The organism is Kushneria indalinina DSM 14324, assembly GCF_003385845.1.
Lineage (GTDB): Bacteria > Pseudomonadota > Gammaproteobacteria > Pseudomonadales > Halomonadaceae > Kushneria > Kushneria indalinina.
In genome coordinates, this window is record NZ_QRDJ01000007.1 from 649,364 (window position 1) to 668,748 (window position 19,385).

The window sequence follows — 19,385 nt, forward strand, 5'->3', positions numbered from 1 at the left end:
CCCCGAACGGTATTCACAGGAGAGCAGGACGTGAAGAAAAGCATCTGGCTGGCAGCACCGCTGGCAATCGTCATGGCCGCCACGGGCTGTACCACGACAAATCCCTATACCAACGAACAGCAGACCTCGAGCCTGGCCAAGGGCGCGGGCATCGGCGCGCTGGTCGGTGGCGTGGCCGGTGCCACCAAGAGTGGCAACCATCGTCTGGACAAGACCCTGATCGGCGCCGCCGTGGGCGTGGCGGCCGGTGGCGGTATCGGCTACTACATGGACGCCCAGGAGGCCAAGCTGCGTCAGGAAATGCAGGGCACGGGCGTGAGCGTTAACCGCATGGGCGATCAGATTCAGCTCAACATGCCCAGCGCCATCACCTTCGGCAGCGATTCCAGCGAGCTCTCCTCGCAGATTTACACCCCGCTGGATGGCGTCATCAAGGTGCTCGGCGAGTATCCCGACACGCTGGTCAATATCGCCGGCTACACCGACTCGACCGGTGCGGCGGCCTACAACCAGCGCCTGTCCGAGCTGCGCGCCCAGTCGGTGGGCAACTACCTGGCCCGCGGTGGGGTCAACTTCAACCGTTTGATCATGCAGGGCTACGGCGCCAGCAACTACGTGGCCAGCAACGACACGCCCGAAGGCCGGGCGCAGAACCGTCGCGTCACGGTCACGCTGGTCCCCAACGGCAACCAATGATTCGCTGAATCGATCGATTGTCGGATCGTCGCCGCAGTCCTGTGACTGCGGCGACGTTTTTTCAAGGAGGGAACGTGCTTTCCTATCAACATGCATGGCATGCCGGCAACTTTGCCGACGTGCACAAGCATCTGGCCCAGTTCGCGCTGATCGAGCGCCTCATGGAAAAGAGCTCGGCCCTGAGCCTGATCGATACGCATGCCGGACGGGGCCACTATCCGCTACAGGCGCCCGAGACCGCCCGCCTTGGCGAGTACCGCGACGGTGTCCTGCCGCTGTGGCAGGCGAGGGCGCAGCAGGAGGGGCTGCTGGGGTGCTGGTGTGACGCCCTGAGCACTCTTCAGGAGCATTCAGACACACTGTCGCGCTATCCGGGCTCGCCCTGGTGGTTCGCCCGCGCCATGCGCGCCAATGATCGTCTGACCCTGTATGAGCTGCATCCCGGCGAGCATCGCCATCTGGAAGACGCCGTGCTCGAGACGCCTCACGTGCGACGGCTCAAGCGCGACGGTCTGGACGCCCTGGTGCATCAAGTGCCGGTGCGCACGCCGCGGCTGTGCGTGTTGATCGACCCCTCCTATGAGGTGAAGGAAGACTACGAGGCGGTCGCCTCGACGCTTGCCCAGGTCGTGCGTCAGATGCGCCACGCCATCGTGCTGATCTGGTATCCGCTGCTGGCCGATGGGCGCCATCAGCGCCTGCTCGACGCCATCAGATCCCACGGGATTGCCAAGGTGTGGCGCAGCGAGCTGACCCGCCATGACCCCGCTGGTGAGCGGGGGCTCTACGGCTCGGGGCTTTTGCTGCTCAACCCGCCCTGGCAGCTGGAGACGCAGCTGGATGACGCCTTCAGTGCGCTGGCGACGCTGTATGGTAATGAGGCCGCCCACGTCAGCGACTGGTGGATGCCCGAAAAGCCCTGATCAGGTCGTGAATCAGGCACACAAAAGGCCCGCCATCATGGCGGGCCTTTCGTGTTTTCGGGGCTGTCTGTTTTTGGTTCTGTCTGTTTCAAAGCCTGGCTGTTTCAGGATCCGTCAGTGCCACGGGGCGACCCGGCCGGCGCCGACTGCGTTGATGGCGCCGGCGAGCGGTTCGCCGAGGCATCGGCGCCTGCGTTGCTGCGCTCCTGGCGCGTGATCTCGGCGGCAATCTGCTCACCCACGCTTTCCCAGCCCTGTGACAGGGTGCGCACCAGCGCCGGATAGCCATCGTCTTCCAGCGGCCGCTGGAGATCAAAGTGCTGCTGAGTCAGCAGGTTGCCACCGGCATCGCGCAGCTGATACTGCCCGGCCAGCACCGCCAAACCGTCATAGCGGCCCTGGAATCGTGACAGCGTGACCCGCACGCCGGTGTCGGCGCGATCCCCGGCCAGCGTCTCGCCCAGCACGCGATGATCACTGAGCTGATCCCCCAGCGTGCGCTGCAGGCTGCGGGTCAGCTGAGCGCTCAGGTTGTCGGCCCACAGGTTGGTCTGCGCCTCGTTCACCTCGATATCGCTGGTCTGATAGACCACGCCCTGGCCGTCGAGATAGTCCGCCAGGCGTACCGACGACACTGCCACGGTCGGGGCGCTGTCCGGCAGCGAGACGCCCGGTTCGGCGGGCCGCTGATCGGCCAGCGGCAGCGTATAGCGGTGAAACTCGGTGGCCTGTCCGGCGCAGCCGGCCAAAAGCGCCACCATCACAAGCGCAGCACTGCGATACGAGGCGTGGAGAAGTTGCTTCATCATTGACGGGCCCTCGGTTGCGGATCCTGAATCTCGCCGCGATTAAAGATCAGCGAATTGGGTTTCTCGCTGATGGTGCGCGCCGCCGGCTGCAGCGAGCGCATCAGCTGTTCAAGACTTCTCAGGGTCGAGGTCAGCTCGCCGTAGGCCGGTGCCTCGCTCGAGTAGCTCGACAGGGTCTGCTCGATGCTGCGCAGCGTTCGCTGGACGTCGCTGGGCAGGCCACGGGTGCTCTCGTCGTTGAGCACTTCATTGATGCTGCTGGCGGTCTCGTTGAGCTCGTTGATCAGCGACTCGGAGCTGGCAAGCGTGGCATCCAGACGATCCAGTGACGACTCCACCGGCAGATTGTTGAGCTTGTCGAGCAGACCGGTCACCTTCTGTTCGATCTGGGCAAAGCTGCCGGGCTCGCTGGGGAACACGGCCACGCCGTTATACTCCTTGATGGTCCGCTCGGACGGTTCGTCGACAAAGTTGGTATCGACAAAGAGCGCACCGGTAAAGATATTGCCGGTCTTGAGCGAGGCGCGCAGTCCGTTGCCAAACATGGTATTGATGCGGGCCTGCCAGTCCTTGAGCGATTCCTCGTCCACCTTCGCCTGCATCCGCTGCGGTTCGATACGAATCAGCACCGGAATGCGGAAGCCCTCGACCTGATTTTCCTGCAGCAGATCAATGCGATAGGGCACGGTATCCACGGTGCCGATACGCACGCCGCGGTACTCGACCGGCGCACCGCGGGAGAGACCGCGCACGGTGTCATCGATCATCACCACATAGCGCAGATAGTGGCTGAAGCTGCCCTGCAGGGCGTTTTCTTCATCGCCGTAAAGGGAGAACACCAGATCGCTGTTGTTGCCGATCGGCTCACCCGGCGGAATATCCTCCGGGACCCCAAAGGTCACGCCACCGCTGACCAGCGACTCCAGCGAGCCCAGCCCCAGCGAGAAGCCTTCCGAGGTCAGATCGAAATTGATCCCCGAAGCCAGCCAGAAACGGGTATTGCTGGTGACCAGATCCTCATAGGGCTCCTGAATGAAGAGCTGGTAGTGCACCACCCGATCTTCGGTATCGAATTCGAGATCCTCGACCCGCCCGACGGTAAAGCCCTGGAACAGCACCGGGTCGCCGACGTTGAGCGAGCCGGCCGCCGCACTGGTCAGATGCAGACGCAGCCCGCGCGCATCCGGTGATGCGACCGGCGGCTGCTCGAGCATTTCAAAGCTGTCCTGCTCGTTTTCCGAATGCCCCGGCTGCAGCTGGATGTAGGCACCCGACAGCACGGTGTTGAGACCGCTGATGCCCTCGCGGCCGATGCGCGGCTTGACCACCCAGAAGCGGGTGTCCTCATTGAGCAGCCGGTCGGTATCGGGGTTCATGCGTGCCTTGATCACGGCGTGGGAAGTGTCTTCCGACAGCGATACCGAAGTGACCTCGCCCACGTCCACATTGCGCGCCTTGATCATGGTATTGCCGGCATCGATGCCTTCGGCATTGTTCATGATCAGCGTGATCTCCGGCCCGCGCGAGGAGAGGGTGTGGTAAAGCATCCAGCCCCCGATCAACAGCGCGATCAGCGGGATCAGCCAGACCGGCGAGATGTGTCGATGCTTTTTTCGTTGCGCGGTGGTCTCGGTCTCGCTCATTGCCCCGTGTCCTGTGCTTTCCCTGCAACCACCGGCTGAGGGGATAATGTAGAAATATCGTTGTTTTCAATGTCCGGATGATCGGCGGCGTCCCAGATCAGGCGCGGATCAAAGCTCATGGCAGCAATCATGGTCAGGATCACCACGCCGCCGAAGGCGATAATGCCGGGCTCGGCGGAGACGTGCATCAACACCCCCAGCTGGACCAGCGCCGCCAGCAGGGCGACCACGAACACATCGATCATCGACCAGCGGCCGATGAACTCGGTGACCCGGTAAAGCGTCATGCGCACCTCGGGCCGCCAGGGCTGGGGCCGGGCCACCTTGATGCACAGCCAGAACAGCGCCAGAAGCTTTGCGACCGGGATGACCACGCTGGCCAGAAAGATGATGGCGGCAATGGGGTAGTCGCCATGATCAAGCAGCAACAGCACGCCGCCCATGACGGTCTGGGTGGTCGTATCGTTGAGACTCGAGACGGTCATGATTGGCAGGATCATGGCCGGAATATAGAGAATGACGGACACCATCAGCAGTGCCAGGGTTTTCTGCACGCTGTGACGGTGGCGCATGTGCAGTTTTTCGCCGCAGCGGCGGCAGTAACACGGCTTGTGATGGTAATAGTCGTTGACCGTGCTGCAGACCGGACAGCCCACCAGCTTCTGCTGCTGCGCGGTGCGACCGGCGCGTGCATGGGCCGGCGGTGCGGGCTCCGGCGCCATGAGATTCCAGAGCCAGTCGCGATCCACGCTGCGCGAGAGCAAAAGCATCAGCACCACAAACAGACAGAAGGCCCAGAAGGAGACGCCAAAACCGATGCTGGCCAGCGACAGGATCTTGACCAGGCTGACCAGCACGCCGATCAGGAACACATCGGCCATCATCCAGTGCTCGATATGGCGCAGGGTGCGCAGCATCAGCATGCCCCGCGGCGGCCGACGGCCCAGCAAAAAGGCGGCGTGGATGACGATCACCATGCCCAGATAGAGGATGGGCAGCAGCAGCAGCACCATCCACAGCACAATGGCCAGCACGGTGTAGTTGCCGGTCGACAGGATCGCCATCGCATCGGTCAGGCTGATGGCGCGCTCGATGCCGCGGGCGGAAAAGGAGATAAACGGAAAGGCCAGCGACGTGATCAGCGCCACCACCGCGGCAATGGCCAGCGCCAGCGCCTGCTGGGCAGGCGCGCGCTTTCGCACCATCAGCTCATGCTGACAGCGCGGGCAGCGCGCGCTTTCCGAGCACGCCAGTGGCGGCACGGTGCTGACCAGATCGCATTCATGGCAGACCCGCAGGGGCCGTGAAGGCACGGATGGCGTGGTGATGGTGTTCTCCGAATTCGGCTCGGGATGAGTCAGTCTGAGACAATAGTGTGGCAAATATCGGCCATGACAGGGCGGCCATGAAGTATTCGGGCTCGGAAAACATAGCCGATCCCCGCGCTCTGGCAGTATCAGGACATCTCTGACATGTCAGGGGCCACGCCTGCCGAGTCGTAATAAACATTCACCAGGGTACGTAAATAGCATCGAGCGCCGGCCACGGCAAGCCATCATGTGTTATGGCGGTTCAGCCTCGGCTATCGATGGCCACCGGCTGGTGCCAGAGACGGTAATACGCCCCGCCGGGATCTTCGAGCAGCTGCCCGGGCGCCCCGCGCTCGACGACCCGCCCGGCCTGCATCACGACCACTTCATCGGCCCCGGCAATGGTCGAGAGCCGGTGGGCGACCACGATCATCGTCACCCGCCCCTTGAGCGCGGCCAGCGCCCGATTGAGACGTGACTCGGTCAGGCTGTCGACGCTGGCGGTGGCCTCATCGAGCAGCAGAATCCGCGGCTGTCGCAGCAGCGCCCGGGCGAGTGCCAAAAGCTGGCGTTCGCCGGTGGACAGCGTCAGACCCCGCTCGCCCAGCGGTGTCTCGAGCCCGTCGGGCAGCCGGTCGATCAGCTCGCGCAGCTGGGCCTCATCAATGGCGCGGGCGATGGCGGACTCATCGGCCTCGATGCCCATCAACAGGTTGTCCCGTAGCGTGGTCGAGCGAATGAAGGGCTCCTGCGGGACGCTGGCCATCACCGTGTTGATGACCGACGGCGCCAGGGTCTCGATGCGCCGCCCATCGAGCAGCAGCTGGCCTTTGGTGACCGGCTGCAGGCCGCCGAGCAGATCCAGCAGCGTGGACTTGCCGCTGCCGGTGGGGCCGACCAGACCGATGAAGCGGCCCTCGGGAATGTCGAGCGTGACATCAACAAGCGTATCGGCCTCGGCGCCATGATGGCGAAACGCCACGGCCTGAAGCCGGTAGTCGGCGGATTGAATCGCCCGGGTATCATCGCCGGCATCCGCCTGCGGACGGTTCAGCAGGGAGAGCAGCCGCGTGCCGGCCACGCCCGCCTGCTGAAAGATGTTAAAGCGCTGGGTGATCTCGATCAGCGGCTCGGACACGCGCCCAAGCCAGGTCACGAAGGCATAGAGCACGCCGATTTCGGCGCCACCCACCAGCGCATCGGCGCCGTAGCCGATCAGAAGGGCGGCCAGAATGATCACGCCGACCAGATCCAGCGCCGAGCGCAACAAAAGCGCCGAGATGCGGATGGTGTGCAGCCGGGCCTGATACTGCGCCACGTTGAGATCGTGATAGCGCGTGCGAAAGCGCGCGGTCTGATTGAACGCCTGCAGCACGCTCATGCCGCCGATCGCCTCATTGATGCGCGCATTCTGCCCGGCGCGCAGGCGGCGCACCTCCATGGCAGCCGGGCCGCTGGCGCGCTGATAGCCCCAGATGATCACGGCGGCGACCGGAATCAGGGTGGCGGCAATCAGCATCAGCTTGAGATCCATCAGCGCCATGGCGAGGAGAATGCCGATCAACAGCATCAGGTTCTGCAGCACCGTGGCGAGAAACTCGACGTAGAGCTCGCGCAGATCGTCGGTGTCGTTGGTTACCCGCGCCACCATTTCACCGGTCGGCGTGGCGTCATGGACGTGCTGGGGCAGACGCATGACGTGGCGAAAGACCCGTTGACGCAGGGCGTGCACGGCGTCCAGCGCGATGCGGGCAAAATAGAGCGTCTGCAGGTAGCGCCCGAGCGCGGCAAGCAGCTGACTGCCGACATACAGCACCAGCAGCACGGTCAGTGGCTCAACGCGCAGATCGCGCGGCACCAGATAGCTGTCGATATAGTGCTTGGTCAGCCAGGGGCCGAGCACGTCCATGCCGGTGGCGATCAGCAACAGCGCAAGCGCCAGCAGCACGCGGCGGCGATCATACAGGAGCGGGCGCAGCATCAGCGCCAGCAGGCGGCGATTGATCATGACGGGAACTCCTCACCGTGAATCTGCTCACCGCGGATCTGCTGCTCCTGCCACAGGCGGGCGTAGTGCCCGCCCCGGGCCAGCAGCGCCTCGTGTTGACCCTGCTCGACCGCGCGGCCCTGCTCCAGCACCACGATATGATCGGCGTGGCGCACCGCCGACAGCCGGTGGCTGATGATCAGGCAGGTGCGCTCGCGCTCGGCGTCCAGTGTTTTTAAAAGGGCCTGTTCGGTGGTCTGGTCCACCGCCGAGAGCGTGTCATCGAGCAGCAGAATGGGGGCAGGGGAGAGCAGGGCACGCGCCAGCGCGACCCGCTGGCGCTGGCCGCCGGAGAGCGTCACGCCGCGCTCGCCGATGCGGGTCTCAAGCCCCTCGGGAAGACGGTCCAGATCCGGGCCGAAGGCCGCCGCGGTCAGGGCCTGACGGATCGCCTCGTCACTGGCATCAGGCACACCCAGTGCCACGTTCTCGCCCAGCGTGGCGGCAAAGAGATACGGGTCCTGGGGCACGTAGGCATACATCGAGCGCAGCGCGTCCAGCCGGTAGTCGCTCAGGGGCTGCTCTCCCAGCGTCAGCGTGCCGTGCGCCAGTGGATACTGGCGTAGCAGCAGCCGGATCAGGGTGGACTTGCCGCTGCCGGTCGCGCCCACGATGCCCACCGTCCGGCCGGGGGCGATCGCCAGTTGAAGATCGGCCAGCGCCGGGGTGTGTGACAGCGGGTAGGTGAAGGACTCGATCGCCACGTGAATGGCCGGCGAAGGCGCCCTGGTCAGCACGCCTTCATCGCTGATGGTTTCACGCTCGTGGAAGAATTCGGTCAGGCGCCGTGCGGCGGCCTCGCCGCGCTGAAGGATATTAAGACACCAGCCGAGGGCGAACATCGGCCAGATCAGCTGCACCAGGTACAGCGTGAAGCTGGTCAGCTCGCCCAGCGTGATGGCGCCGTCGAGATAGCGCCAGCTGCCGGCCACGATGGTGGCCAGCGTCGCGCTGCCCAGCGCCAGAAACACCACCGGGTCGTAGCGCGCCTCCATGCGCTGTACCTGGTAGTTGGCCCGGGCGTGGGCGTCGGCCCTTTGGTCAAAATCAGCGATCTCGGCCTCGATCAGCGAGTGCTGGCGCAGCAGTCGCAGCCCGGCGAGCGCCTCCTGGGTGCGGTCGTTGAGATCGGAAAAGCGCGCCAGTGACTGACCGAAATAGCCCTGTACCCGACTGGCGATGCGATAAAAGCCCCAGGCCATGAAGGGGAAGGGAATCAGCGCGATCAGCGCCAACGGCGCGTCGATGACGATCATCATCATGGCCAGAACCAGCACCAGCGTCAGCGCCCCGTCAACGCTTGAGAGCACGCCTTCCCCGGCAGCCACCTCCACGGCGTCGATGTCCTGGGTCGAGCGCGCCAGCAGATCGCCGCTGCGCCGCTGCTGGAAAAAGCCCGGGTCCAGCCGGGTGAGCTTTTCATAGAAGCGATCACGCAGGGCCACGCCCAGCCGGTAGGAGGCGCCAAAGAGCAGCATGCGCCACAGATAGCGCAGCACATACATGGCCAGCGCCACGGCCACCAGTACCGCGGCACTGCGCCACAGCCCGGGCATGTCGATACGCCCCTCGTTGAGGGCATCGATGATGCGCCCGGCCCACCAGGGCAGCGCCATGTTGAGAAGGCCTACCGCCAGCAGCGCCATAATGGCAAGCAGATAGGCGCGGCGATGGGTCGCCAGAAAATCGAGCAGCAGTCGGCGTAGCGCCATGAGCGTTGGGTCGGATCAGATAAGGTGAAAAGGATGCGGGACGTCGAGGGCAGTGTAACAAAGGGACACGTCTTCAGCCGGTTTATCCGCTCCCTGCGCGGTGGAATTCACGTTGTCCGCTTATCCAGCGACGATTACGCTATGGCGCTCAACACCGTGAGGATAGGATCGTGTCGACCACGATGAAAATTGCCTGGGCCAGTCTGCTGGTGGGCTTCGCCGTACTCGGCCTCAAGACGCTGGCGTATGCGCTGACCGGTTCCGTGGCGCTGCTCTCCGATGCGCTGGAGAGTCTGGTCAACGTGGTCACGGCGGTAGCAGCGCTGATTGCCATTCGCGTCGCGGCCATGCCGGCCGATGACAACCACCCCTACGGGCATCACAAGGCCGAGTTTTTCAGCGCTGTGCTGGAAGGCGTGATGATCATCATCGCCGCCCTACTGATTCTGCGCGAGGCCATCACCGGACTCATGAACCCGCAGCCGCTCGAGCTGCCGTTGATGGGCATCGTCATCAGTTTGATTGCCACCGTGATCAACGCCGTCTGGTCGCGCGTGCTGATCCGGGTCGGCACGCGCGAACGCTCACCGGCGCTGGTCGCCGACGGTCGCCATCTCTTTACCGATGTGGTCACCTCGGCCGGCGTTATCGTGGGCGTGGTGCTGGCGATGAGCACCGGCTGGTGGCTGCTGGACCCGCTGGTGGCGATTATCGTGGCCGTCAACATCCTGTGGTCCGGCGCCAAGGTGATCCGGGAATCCCTGAGCGGGCTGATGGATGAGGCGGTCTCGCCCGAGACGATGGCACTGATTCACCGCGTGATCGCCTCGACCGGCGAGGGCGCCGTCGAGGCCCACGATGTGCGCACCCGCCATGCCGGTCGCGCCACGTTTATCGACTTTCACCTCGTGGTGCCGGGAGACACCACCGTGTTTCACGCCCACGAGATCTGCGATCGCATCGAAACCGGGCTGCGCCAGGCGCTGGGGGATGTGCGCATCACCATTCACGTTGAGCCCGAGCACAAGGTCGAACCGATCGCCGACATCGTCTTTGATTGAGCCGGTATTGGGGTGATCGACTCGCCCGCTTACGGCACGCGATGCAGCCACGCCTCATCCTGAAACTTCGACTCGGCCAGCGCCTGGGCCGCACTCAACTCGTCAGGGCGGACATCATCGGCGGTGAGCGTAAAGCGCGCGCCAAAGGAGGCCGCCATGCGCTCGATGATGGCCTCGCGCGACAGGCCGGTCTGGCTTCGCAGCGGATCGACCCGCTTGCCGGCGCTGGCCGTGCCCTTGTCGGAGAGCTTTTCGCGCCCGATGCGCAGCACCCGGGTCAGGCGCTCGGCGTCGATGTCGTAGGCCATGGTGACGTGGTGCAAAACGGCGCCGTCCAGACGCTTCTGGGCGGCGCCGGCAATCTTGCCACCTTCCGAGGTAATGTCATTGATCGGCACGTACCACGCCCTGATGCCCATATCGCCCAGCGCCTGAATCACCCAGTCATCGAGAAAGGCGTAGCTCTCCACGAATGACAGCCCCTGTACCAGGCTTTCCGGCACGATCAGCGACCAGGTGATGGTGTTGCCCGGCTCGACGAACATCGCCCCGCCGCCGCTGATGCGCCGCATGACCTCCACCCCGAGCTCACCGGCGGCTGTCGTATCGACTTCGTTGGCCAGCGACTGAAAGCTGCCGATGATCACGGCCGGCCGATCCCACTCCCAGACCCGCAGGGTGGGGCCGCGTCGGCCGGCAGCGACTTCCCGGGTGAGTACCTCATCAAGGGCCATGTGCAGCGCCGGGGCCTCAGGGGCGCGATGGATCAGGCTGAAGGCGTGCTCGCCCCAGTCGGAGGCTCTTGAAAGCGCCCGGCGGATGACGGTCGCCACTGCCGGGGCGGAAAGACCCACCATGACGGTGCCTTCCGGCAGTGCCCGTCGAACGCGCTCGGTCAGCTCTTCGGCGCTGGCGGCCACGCTTGCGCCCACCAGCGCCTGGTTGATGGCCTCCAGCGCGTCGTCGGGTTCGAGAAAGAAATCACCCGACAGGCGCACCGAGGCGAGCCGGTCATTGTCGGTGGTGATGTCGGCCACCAGCAGCTTGCCGCCGGGGACCTTGTATTCGCCGTGGCACGATTCGTATTCACCGTGGCATGAATCTACGACCATAGTCTAAAATCCGGGTCCGATTTGATGTCTGGAAGTATAGCCGGTAGCCCATGGTGTGCCGCTACCGGTGTTCCTGATGCCCTGTCCCATACACCGATGTTCGATGGCATGCGCCCTTTCGGGCGGATGCGATGGAGATCGTTTTTTTCTTAATGCGCGAGGCGTCATGGTTCGTCACTCCCATCCCCTGCTTGTTCTTCTGGCGCTGGCGACCGGTGGCTTTGCCATCGGTACGACCGAGTTTGCCACCATGAGTCTGCTGCCCTTTATTCAGCATGACATGCAGATCGACCCCTCCACGGCCAGTCATATCATCAGCGCCTATGCGCTGGGCGTGGTCATCGGCGCGCCGGTGATTACCGTACTGGCGGCGCGTATCGATCGCAAATGGCTGCTGCTGACCCTCATGACCCTGTTTGCGCTCGGCAACGCCCTGAGTGCGCTGGCGCCGGATTACGGCTCGCTGGTGCTGTTCCGGTTTCTCAGCGGTCTGCCGCACGGCGCCTATTTCGGGCTGGCGGCATTGATGGCGGCCTCGGTCGTCGCCAGCGGCAAGCGCACGCGCGCCATTGGCATGGTCATGCTGGGGCTGACGGTGGCCACCATTATCGGCGTGCCGATGGCCACCTGGCTGGGCAATGCGGTGGGCTGGCGCTGGGGGTACTGGCTGGTCACGGCACTGGCCATTCTGACGGTGGTCATGATCGCCCTGTTTGCGCCCAGAACGGGCGTGGCCAGCGAGCGCAGCGCCAAGGGGGAGCTGCGGGCGCTGAAAAACGGGGCCGTGCTGCTGACGCTGGCCATTGGCGCCGTCGGATTTGGCGGCATGTTCTCGGTCTATACCTATCTGACCTCAACGCTGGACCATGTGACGCAGATGTCGTCGGCCACCATTCCGCTGGTGCTGGCCGTCTTCGGTCTTGGCATGACGATCGGCAACGTCGTCGTACCGCGCTTTGCCGACCGTGCCCTGATGCCCACGGCCGCCGGACTCCTGATCTGGAGTGCGGTGGCACTCGGTGCCTTCCCGCTGGTGGCGGGCAATCCGTGGCTGGTCGCCATTGATGTGTTCTGCATCGGCATTGGCGGCGCGCTGGGCACCGTCCTGCAGACCCGACTGATGGACGTGGCCGGTGAGGCGCAGAACATGGCCGCCGCCCTCAATCACGTGGCCTTCAACATGGCCAATGCCCTCGGCCCCTGGCTTGCCGGCCTGGCGCTGGCGCTGGGCTTCGGCTTTCGCTCGACCGGCGTGGTGGGGTGTCTGCTGGCGCTGGGCGGGCTTGTCATCTGGGTGCTGGCCCGGCGTCAGGAAAAACGAACGCGCCCGGCCTGAGCGGTCGCGTTCTAGAGTCGAAGCCGTCCTTCGCCGATGACCACGGCCATGCCGCCCACGTGGATGGCCGTCACCGCCTCGCCGCTCTTGTCGACCAGCACCCCGATACGGCTGGGGCGGCCCATCTCGATGCCCTGAACAATGGTGTATTCCAGCGTGCCGGTCTCTGATGACTGCAGCGCCAGATGGCCGGCCAGCGGCGCGGCGGCGCTGCCGGTGGCCGGGTCCTCTGTTACCTGATCAGTGATGCACAGCTTGCGTGCCCGAACGCTGTGGTCACCTTCCTCTACGTACATGTAGACATTGACGCCATGCTCGCCTCCCAGCGCTTCCGACAGCTGCGACGGACGGACCCGCACATCGGTCAGTGCCTCGATGGAGGTGAGAGCGATCAGGTGAAAGGGCGAGCCGCAGGCGAAACCGACCACCGGGTCAGCAATCACGGCTTCCACGGAGAGCCCCAGCAGGTGTGCGGCGCTCGCGCGCGACAGTGGGCTGGGCTCGATGCTCAGGGGATTGGGCGTACTGAGCCAGGCGTGGGCGCCATCAAATCGGATCGGTACCTCGCCGGCGGGCACCTGCAGCTTCAGGGGCAGCTGATCGTCATGCCAGCCGATCTCGCGCAGAAGCCAGGCCGCACCAATGGTGGGATGTCCGGCAAACGCCAGCTCCTGATGCGGGGTAAAGATGCGCAGATCAAAAATGCCCGGCATGGGCGTTGCGGCGATAAAGACCGTCTCCGACAGATTGAGCTCGCGGGCAATACGCTGCATGGCGCTGGTGCCCAGGGCGCCGGCTTCAGGGAACACGGCCAGCGGGTTGCCCTGAAAGGGGGTATCGGTGAAGACATCGAGCAACAGGTAGTCGAGAAAGGGTTCTCGCGGATCAATCACACTCTCAAGCGGCATAACGGCTCTCTTGTATGAACGTAGGCCAACACCGCAGGGGGCATGGTGTTGTCATGCTGGTGAAAAGGCGGTCGGCGTCTCGTGCCGACCGCGCTGTTGTGGCGGCGGAACCTACTTGCCAATACAGAAGCTGCCAAATATCTCGCCGAGCAGCTCATCGGCAGTGAACTCGCCGGTGATCTCGCCCAGTGACTCCTGGGCGGTGCGCAGGTCTTCAGCCAGCAGTTCACCGGCCCCGGCGCCGGAGAGTTGATCCGCGCCGTGGGTGAGCGCCTGGCCGGCGCGGTCCAGCGCGTCCAGGTGGCGGCGACGGGCGGAAAAGCGCCCCTCGCTGGTCGACTGATAGCCCATCACCGCCTTCAGATGCGCCTTGAGATGATCCACGCCGGTGCCGGTGGTGGCGGAGAGGCGGATCACCGGCGGGGTGGTGGCAAGGCTCGGCTCGCCGGTTTCGCCGCTCTCATCGATCTTGTTGCGCACCAGGGTGAGCTTTGACGGGTCGGGCAGGCGCTCGACGAACTCGGGCCAGATCGCCATCGGGTCGAGCTCGCCGCTGTCGCGACTGTCGACCATCAGCAGTACCCGGTCGGCTTTCTCGATTTCCGCCCAGGCACGCTGCACGCCGATTTTTTCGACCGCATCCGGCGTGTCGCGAAGACCGGCGGTGTCGATGATGTGCAGCGGCATGCCGTCCAGATGGATGTGCTCGCGCAGCACATCCCGGGTGGTGCCGGCGATATCGGTGACGATCGCGGTCTCCTGCTCGGTCAGCGCGTTCAAAAGGCTCGACTTGCCGGCATTGGGCCGCCCGGCGATCACTACGCTCATGCCCTCGCGCATCAGCGCGCCCTGGGCGGCGCTGGCGCGCACATCCGCCAGGCTTGTGCGAACGTTTGATAGCATTTCGGCCACCCGACCGTCACCGAGAAAGTCGATCTCCTCCTCGGGAAAGTCGATGGCGGCCTCGACAAAGATGCGCAGCTCGATGAGCTGCTGGACCAGCGCCTGCACCCGGGTCGAAAACTCGCCCTGCAGCGAGTGCAGAGCGTTTTCGGCCGCCGCGCGGGAGCTGGCCTCGATCAGATCGGCAATCGCCTCGGCCTGGGCCAGATCGAGCTTGTCGTTTAAAAAGGCGCGCTCTGAGAACTCACCGGGTCGTGCCAGACGGGCGCCGAGTGCCACGGTGCGCTCCAGCAGCCAGTCCATGATGACCGGGCCGCCGTGGCCCTGCAGTTCCAGCACGTCCTCGCCGGTAAAGGAGTTGGGCCCCGGAAACCACAGGGCGATGCCTTCATCAAGCACCTGACCATCGGCGCCCAGAAAGGGGCCGTAGTGGGCGCGACGGGGTTCGGGATCAAAGCCGAGCATGGCGCGGGCGATGTCGGCGGTTCTGGCGCCGGACAGGCGAATGATGCCGACGCCGCCACGACCGGGCGGGGTGGCCAGCGCACTGATGGTGTCCTGGTCGAGCATGAGTGTTCCGATGAGGGTAAGCAGCCGGTAAAAGCGGCCGTGGAATGAGATGGCACCGATTGTCAGCGCTGGGACCAAACGCTGCAAGCGCCGGTCAACCGGCCCTGTCGTTGCTATAGTGGTTCGCAGACTATCAATATCGTTGTATACGGGAGCTTCCATGAGCGATCAGTTTCACTTTTACGAGCCGCGCAAGGGCCATGGCCTGCCGCATGATCCCTTCAAGTCGATCATCGCGCCGCGCCCGATCGGCTGGGTCTCGTCACAAAACGATGAGGGACGGCTCAATCTGGCGCCCTACAGCTTCTTCAACGCCTTTTGCGCCGCGCCGCCGATCATCGGCTTTGCCAGCGCCGGCTGGAAGGACAGCGTGGCCAACATCGAGGCGACCGGGGAGTTCTGCTGGCATCTGGTCACCCGTGCGCTGGCCGAGAAAATGAACACCTCGAGCGCCAGCGTGGGCAATGAGGTCGACGAGTTTGCCCTGGCCGGGCTGACGCCGGCGGCGTCCAGCGTGGTGAAGGTGCCGCGAGTGCTGGAGGCGCCGGTGTCGTTCGAGTGTCGCCTGACCCAGCTGATTCAGCTCGAATCCGCCGACGGCGAAAAGCTCGACAACTGGCTGGTACTGGGCGAGGTGGTCGGCGTGCATATCGACAAGCACATGCTGAGTGAGGGCATCTATCAGACCGCCGCTGCCGAGCCGATCATGCGTGCCGGCGGGCCGGCGACCTACTACACCATCAATGATGACGTGCGCTTCGAGATGGAACGCCCGGACGACTCGGGTCAATAAAGCATCGGCAAAACGCAAAAAGGCCGGCAATCGCCGGCCCTTTTTATCTTCTCGCCCTTTTATCCTGTCGACAGGGGCGATCAGCCCTTGAGCACGCCGTCTACCAGCGCCTTGGCTTCTTCCTGGATGCGCTTCAGGTGGTCTTCGCCTTCAAAGCTTTCGGCGTAGATCTTGTAGACATCCTCGGTGCCGGAGGGGCGGGCGGCGAACCAGCCAGCCTCGGTTTCCACCTTGAGCCCGCCAATGGCCGCACTGTTGCCGGGCGCTTCGGTGAGCTTGCGGGTGATGGCGTGACCGGCCAGCTCGGAGGCCGTGACCTGCTCTGGGGAGAGCTTGCCAAGGCGGGCCTTCTGGTCGCGGTCGGCGGGGGCATCGACGCGGGCATAGACCGGGGCGCCAAAGCGCTCGGTCAGCGCCTGATACAGCTCGCCCGGGTCCTTGCCGGTTACGGCGGTCATTTCCGCGGCCAGCAGGCCGAGAATGATGCCGTCCTTGTCGGTCGACCAGGGCTTGCCATCAAAGGTCAAAAACGAGGCGCCGGCGGATTCTTCACCGCCAAAGCCGAGGCTGCCGTCCATCAGGCCGTCCACAAACCACTTGAAGCCCACCGGCACTTCGACCACGGTCTTGCCGATGCCCTCGGCGACGCGATCGATCATCGAGGAGGACACCAGTGTCTTGCCGATCGCGGCGCTGTCGCTCCACTGCGGGCGATGGGTGAAGAGATACTCGATCGCCACCGCCAGATAGTGGTTGGGGTTCAAAAGCCCGGTCGAGCGGGCGACGATGCCGTGACGGTCATGGTCGGTGTCGCAGGCAAAGGAGACGTCAAAGCGGTTCTTGTTCTCGATCAGCCCGGCCATGGCGTGCGGCGAGGAGCAGTCCATGCGGATCTTGCCGTCCCAGTCCAGCCGCATGAAACGAAAGGTCGGGTCCACGGTGGTGGAGATCACTTCCAGCGGCAGCTGATAACGCTCGGCGATGCGCGTCCAGTAGTGCACGCCGGCCCCGCCCAGCGGGTCAACGCCGAAGGTCAGTCCCGAGTCACGGATCGCGGCCATGTCGATGACCTTTTCAAGGCCCGAGACGTAGCTGTCGATGAAATCAAAGCGCTGCGTGGTGGACGCTTCGAGCGCCTCGGCATAGCTGACGCGCTTCACACCCTCGAGATTTTTGGAGAGCAGCTCGTTGGCGCGCTCCTGAATCCATTTGGTGATATTGGTATCGGCCGGGCCACCATTGGTGGGGTTGTACTTGAAGCCGCCGTCCACCGGGGGATTGTGCGACGGCGTGATCACGATGCCATCGGCCAGATCGCGGTCACGATCGCGGTTGTGGTTGAGAATGGCGTTGGACAGCGCCGGCGTCGGCGTATAGCCCGGCTCGCCGCCTGTCTCTTCACAGCCGGCGTCGATGCGGGTTTCAACGCCGTTGGCAGCCAGCACTTCGAGCGCCGAGACAAAGGCCGGCTCGGACAGCGCATGCGTGTCCATGCCGATAAACAGCGGTCCGGTGATGCCCTGCTCATGGCGATAGTCACAGATCGCCTGGGTGGTGGCCAGGATGTGCCACTCATTGAAGCTGGTTTTCAGCGATGAGCCGCGATGGCCGGAGGTCCCGAAGGCCACCTGCTGGGCGGGATCCGACACGTCGGGACGCTCGCTGTAGTAGCGCGACACCAGACGCGGCAGATGGGCGAGGCGTTGCTCGTCGGGCTGCTGCCCTGCATGGGGATCGATGCTCATCTCTTCATCCTTTGAGAAGCGTGGCGACAGAATCTATGCGCCATTCTAGCAGGCACGGCGGCGTTGCCTCTGTGCCTTTTTGTGATGTCATTCGCACCGGCTTCCAGGGCCTCGATGTAACGGACAGGGTTCGCCCTGGCCGGGGTCGATGACCTATAAAGAGAGCTGACCCCTTTTTCGGGAACGCACCATGCCGCTATCGATACCGCGACGTCGTTTTCTCATCGGCCTGACCGCGACCGGGCTGGCGGCCCGCTGGCCGCAGGCCTTCGCCGGACGTGATGAGGCTCCGATTACCCGCTCGATTCCCTCCACCGGAGAGGCGTTGCCGGTGATCGGCATGGGCACCTGGCGCACCTTCAACGTCGGTACCGACCCGGAGCTGCTCGATCAGCGCGCGGAGATTCTCGAGCTCTTTTTCCAGCGCGGCGGCAGGGTAGTTGATGCCTCACCCATGTATGGCTCCGCCGAAGAAGCGGTGGGGGAACTGATTGAGCGTCTGGACCGCCGGGACGATCTGTTTGCCGCCACCAAGGTGTGGACGCGTGATGAGACCGAGACCCGAGAAGCGGTGGCACGTTCCGAGGCGCTCTGGGGCGTGGCGCGCTTTGACCTGATGCAGATCCACAATCTGCTGGGCTGGGAAGGGCATCTGGCCACGCTCAAGGAGATGAAGGCGGCGGGCCGGCTGCGCTATATCGGTGTGACCACCTCCCACGGCCGGCGCCACGACGAGCTTGAGCGGATCATGACGCGCGAGCCGCTGGATTTTGTGCAGCTGACCTACAACATCGCCGATCGCGAGGCGGAGGAGCGGCTGCTGCCGCTGGCCCGCGAGCGCGGGATTGCGGTGATCGCCAACCGCCCCTTTCAGGGCGGCCAATTGTTTGATCGCGTTGGGTCGCAGCCGCTGCCGGCCTGGGCCGGGGAGGTAGGTGCCGAGAGCTGGGCCGGGTTCTTTCTCAAGTTCATCGTGTCGCACCCGGCCATGACCTGCGCCATTCCGGCCACCACGCAGGTGGCCCACATGCGCGAGAACATGGGTGCGCTTTACGGTCGTCTGCCCGATGAGACGCAGCGCCAGCGCATGATTGACCACGTTCAGGGGTTATAACGAATGGACTATGCGCTGGGTGATTTTTTGATGTTCACGCCCGAGGTCTATCTACGTCTTTTTGAGCGGACCAATGACGCGCTCGGGTCGTGGCTCTGGGCGGTGGTGGCCGTGCTGCTGGCGGTGCCCGTGCTGCTGTATCAACCCCTGTCATGGGGCAGGCGGCTGGTGCCGGTCGTGATGGCGGCCGGCTGGGGACTGACGGCGGCGCTGTTCATGATGCGGTTTTATGCCCCCATCAACTGGCCGGTCGGCCCCTTCGGCTGGGTCTTTGCGCTGCAGGCCGGGCTGCTGATGCTGATCGCCCTGCGGGCACCGCCGGCCCGGGTGGGCCTGATCGCACTCGCCGGCTGGGGCGTTGTACTGCTGGTGCTGTCATGGGTGACGGTACATGAAACGGGTACATGGCGCTCAGTGGCGCTGCCCGGCGTGACGCCGGACATGACCGCCGCCGCCACGGCAGTGCTTGCCATGGCCTGGCCGCGCCGCTGGCGGTGGGGGCTGCTGGTCATTCCGCTGCTGTGGTGTGCCTTCAGCGCGCTGGTGCACTGGGCCCTGGGGCTGTGGTGGCTTCTCGCCGTGCCGGTGGCGGGGCTTTGCATGGTGCTGACAGCGCTGGCATGGCCGGACCGACAGCGCTGATGCCGCAGGTCGACCAGAGGGCACACCGGGCAGGGAGAAAGCCCCGGCTTTGCTACGCTGG

Annotated in this window: 16 protein-coding genes; 7 read left to right on the forward strand and 9 right to left on the reverse strand. The window is 64.5% G+C overall.

The genetic code is table 11. From position 1 onward, the window contains the following. The first annotated feature begins 72 nt into the window (after positions 1 to 72). Together C8D72_RS09670 and C8D72_RS09675 are read left to right on the forward strand one after the other, a co-directional pair. Positions 73 to 696: a YiaD family glycine zipper/OmpA-like lipoprotein gene (locus C8D72_RS09670; protein WP_115854486.1), complete on the forward strand. Its 624-nt coding sequence runs from the start codon at positions 73 to 75 to the stop codon at positions 694 to 696. A gap of 74 nt (positions 697 to 770) precedes the next feature. Further along, on the forward strand, positions 771 to 1,619 hold the full coding sequence (locus tag C8D72_RS09675; RefSeq protein WP_115854196.1) for a 23S rRNA (adenine(2030)-N(6))-methyltransferase RlmJ: 849 nt from the start codon (positions 771 to 773) through the stop codon (positions 1,617 to 1,619). A gap of 104 nt (positions 1,620 to 1,723) precedes the next feature. Here C8D72_RS09675 and C8D72_RS09680 read toward each other — a convergent pair whose 3' ends face one another. The 5 genes from C8D72_RS09680 to C8D72_RS09700 all read right to left on the reverse strand — a co-directional run bounded on the left by C8D72_RS09680 (position 1,724) and on the right by C8D72_RS09700 (position 9,140). Continuing rightward, entirely contained in the window at positions 1,724 to 2,428 is a 705-nt protein-coding gene (locus C8D72_RS09680) for a PqiC family protein (protein WP_115854197.1), read from the reverse strand. Then, positions 2,425 to 4,071 (reverse strand): intermembrane transport protein PqiB, encoded by a 1,647-nt coding sequence (pqiB, locus tag C8D72_RS09685; protein ID WP_115854198.1) that lies wholly within the window; start codon positions 4,069 to 4,071, stop codon positions 2,425 to 2,427. The genes C8D72_RS09680 and pqiB overlap by 4 nt, the downstream gene beginning before the upstream one ends. Beyond that, the gene (locus C8D72_RS09690) at positions 4,068 to 5,384 is read right to left on the reverse strand and encodes a paraquat-inducible protein A (RefSeq protein WP_245955214.1); all 1,317 of its coding nucleotides are present in this window, start codon (positions 5,382 to 5,384) and stop codon (positions 4,068 to 4,070) included. Before C8D72_RS09690 ends, pqiB begins: the two co-directional genes overlap by 4 nt. 259 nt (positions 5,385 to 5,643) lie before the next feature. Next, positions 5,644 to 7,389 carry an ABC transporter transmembrane domain-containing protein gene (locus tag C8D72_RS09695; RefSeq protein ID WP_115854199.1) on the reverse strand — a complete coding sequence of 582 codons (1,746 nt, stop codon included), beginning with the start codon at positions 7,387 to 7,389 and terminating at the stop codon, positions 5,644 to 5,646. Then, entirely contained in the window at positions 7,386 to 9,140 is a 1,755-nt protein-coding gene (locus tag C8D72_RS09700; protein WP_115854200.1) for an ABC transporter ATP-binding protein, read from the reverse strand. Before C8D72_RS09700 ends, C8D72_RS09695 begins: the two co-directional genes overlap by 4 nt. A 170-nt stretch (positions 9,141 to 9,310) precedes the next feature. Between C8D72_RS09700 and C8D72_RS09705 the strand changes: the two genes are divergently transcribed. Continuing rightward, on the forward strand, positions 9,311 to 10,201 hold the full coding sequence (locus tag C8D72_RS09705; RefSeq protein WP_115854201.1) for a cation diffusion facilitator family transporter: 891 nt from the start codon (positions 9,311 to 9,313) through the stop codon (positions 10,199 to 10,201). Positions 10,202 to 10,230: 29 nt separating this feature from the next. Here C8D72_RS09705 and lplAB read toward each other — a convergent pair whose 3' ends face one another. After that, a complete protein-coding gene (lplAB, locus tag C8D72_RS09710; protein WP_115854202.1) occupies positions 10,231 to 11,313 on the reverse strand; it encodes a lipoate-protein ligase LplAB in 1,083 nt (360 codons plus the stop codon). 166 nt (positions 11,314 to 11,479) lie between these two features. On the opposite strand from lplAB, the gene C8D72_RS09715 reads away from it, so the two are divergent. Further along, positions 11,480 to 12,649, forward strand: a complete 1,170-nt coding sequence (locus C8D72_RS09715; RefSeq protein WP_115854203.1) for an MFS transporter — start codon at positions 11,480 to 11,482, stop codon at positions 12,647 to 12,649. Between the two features lie 11 nt (positions 12,650 to 12,660). On the opposite strand, the gene C8D72_RS09720 is transcribed toward C8D72_RS09715, so the two are convergent. Together C8D72_RS09720 and mnmE are read right to left on the reverse strand one after the other, a co-directional pair. Then, positions 12,661 to 13,557 (reverse strand): PhzF family phenazine biosynthesis protein, encoded by an 897-nt coding sequence (locus C8D72_RS09720; protein WP_115854204.1) that lies wholly within the window; start codon positions 13,555 to 13,557, stop codon positions 12,661 to 12,663. 111 nt (positions 13,558 to 13,668) lie between these two features. Then, the gene (gene mnmE / locus C8D72_RS09725) at positions 13,669 to 15,030 is read right to left on the reverse strand and encodes a tRNA uridine-5-carboxymethylaminomethyl(34) synthesis GTPase MnmE (protein ID WP_115854488.1); all 1,362 of its coding nucleotides are present in this window, start codon (positions 15,028 to 15,030) and stop codon (positions 13,669 to 13,671) included. Positions 15,031 to 15,190: 160 nt separating this feature from the next. Between mnmE and C8D72_RS09730 the strand changes: the two genes are divergently transcribed. After that, a complete protein-coding gene (locus tag C8D72_RS09730) occupies positions 15,191 to 15,823 on the forward strand; it encodes a flavin reductase family protein (RefSeq protein WP_115854205.1) in 633 nt (210 codons plus the stop codon). 80 nt (positions 15,824 to 15,903) lie between these two features. On the opposite strand, the gene pgm is transcribed toward C8D72_RS09730, so the two are convergent. Further along, positions 15,904 to 17,568 (reverse strand): phosphoglucomutase (alpha-D-glucose-1,6-bisphosphate-dependent), encoded by a 1,665-nt coding sequence (gene pgm, locus C8D72_RS09735; protein WP_115854206.1) that lies wholly within the window; start codon positions 17,566 to 17,568, stop codon positions 15,904 to 15,906. A gap of 190 nt (positions 17,569 to 17,758) precedes the next feature. Here pgm and C8D72_RS09740 point away from each other — a divergent pair, with 190 nt between their 5' ends. Together C8D72_RS09740 and C8D72_RS09745 are read left to right on the forward strand one after the other, a co-directional pair. Then, a complete protein-coding gene (locus C8D72_RS09740) occupies positions 17,759 to 18,682 on the forward strand; it encodes an aldo/keto reductase (protein WP_115854207.1) in 924 nt (307 codons plus the stop codon). Between the two features lie 3 nt (positions 18,683 to 18,685). Next, the gene (locus C8D72_RS09745) at positions 18,686 to 19,324 is read left to right on the forward strand and encodes a hypothetical protein (protein WP_115854208.1); all 639 of its coding nucleotides are present in this window, start codon (positions 18,686 to 18,688) and stop codon (positions 19,322 to 19,324) included. The last annotated feature ends 61 nt before the right edge of the window (positions 19,325 to 19,385 follow it).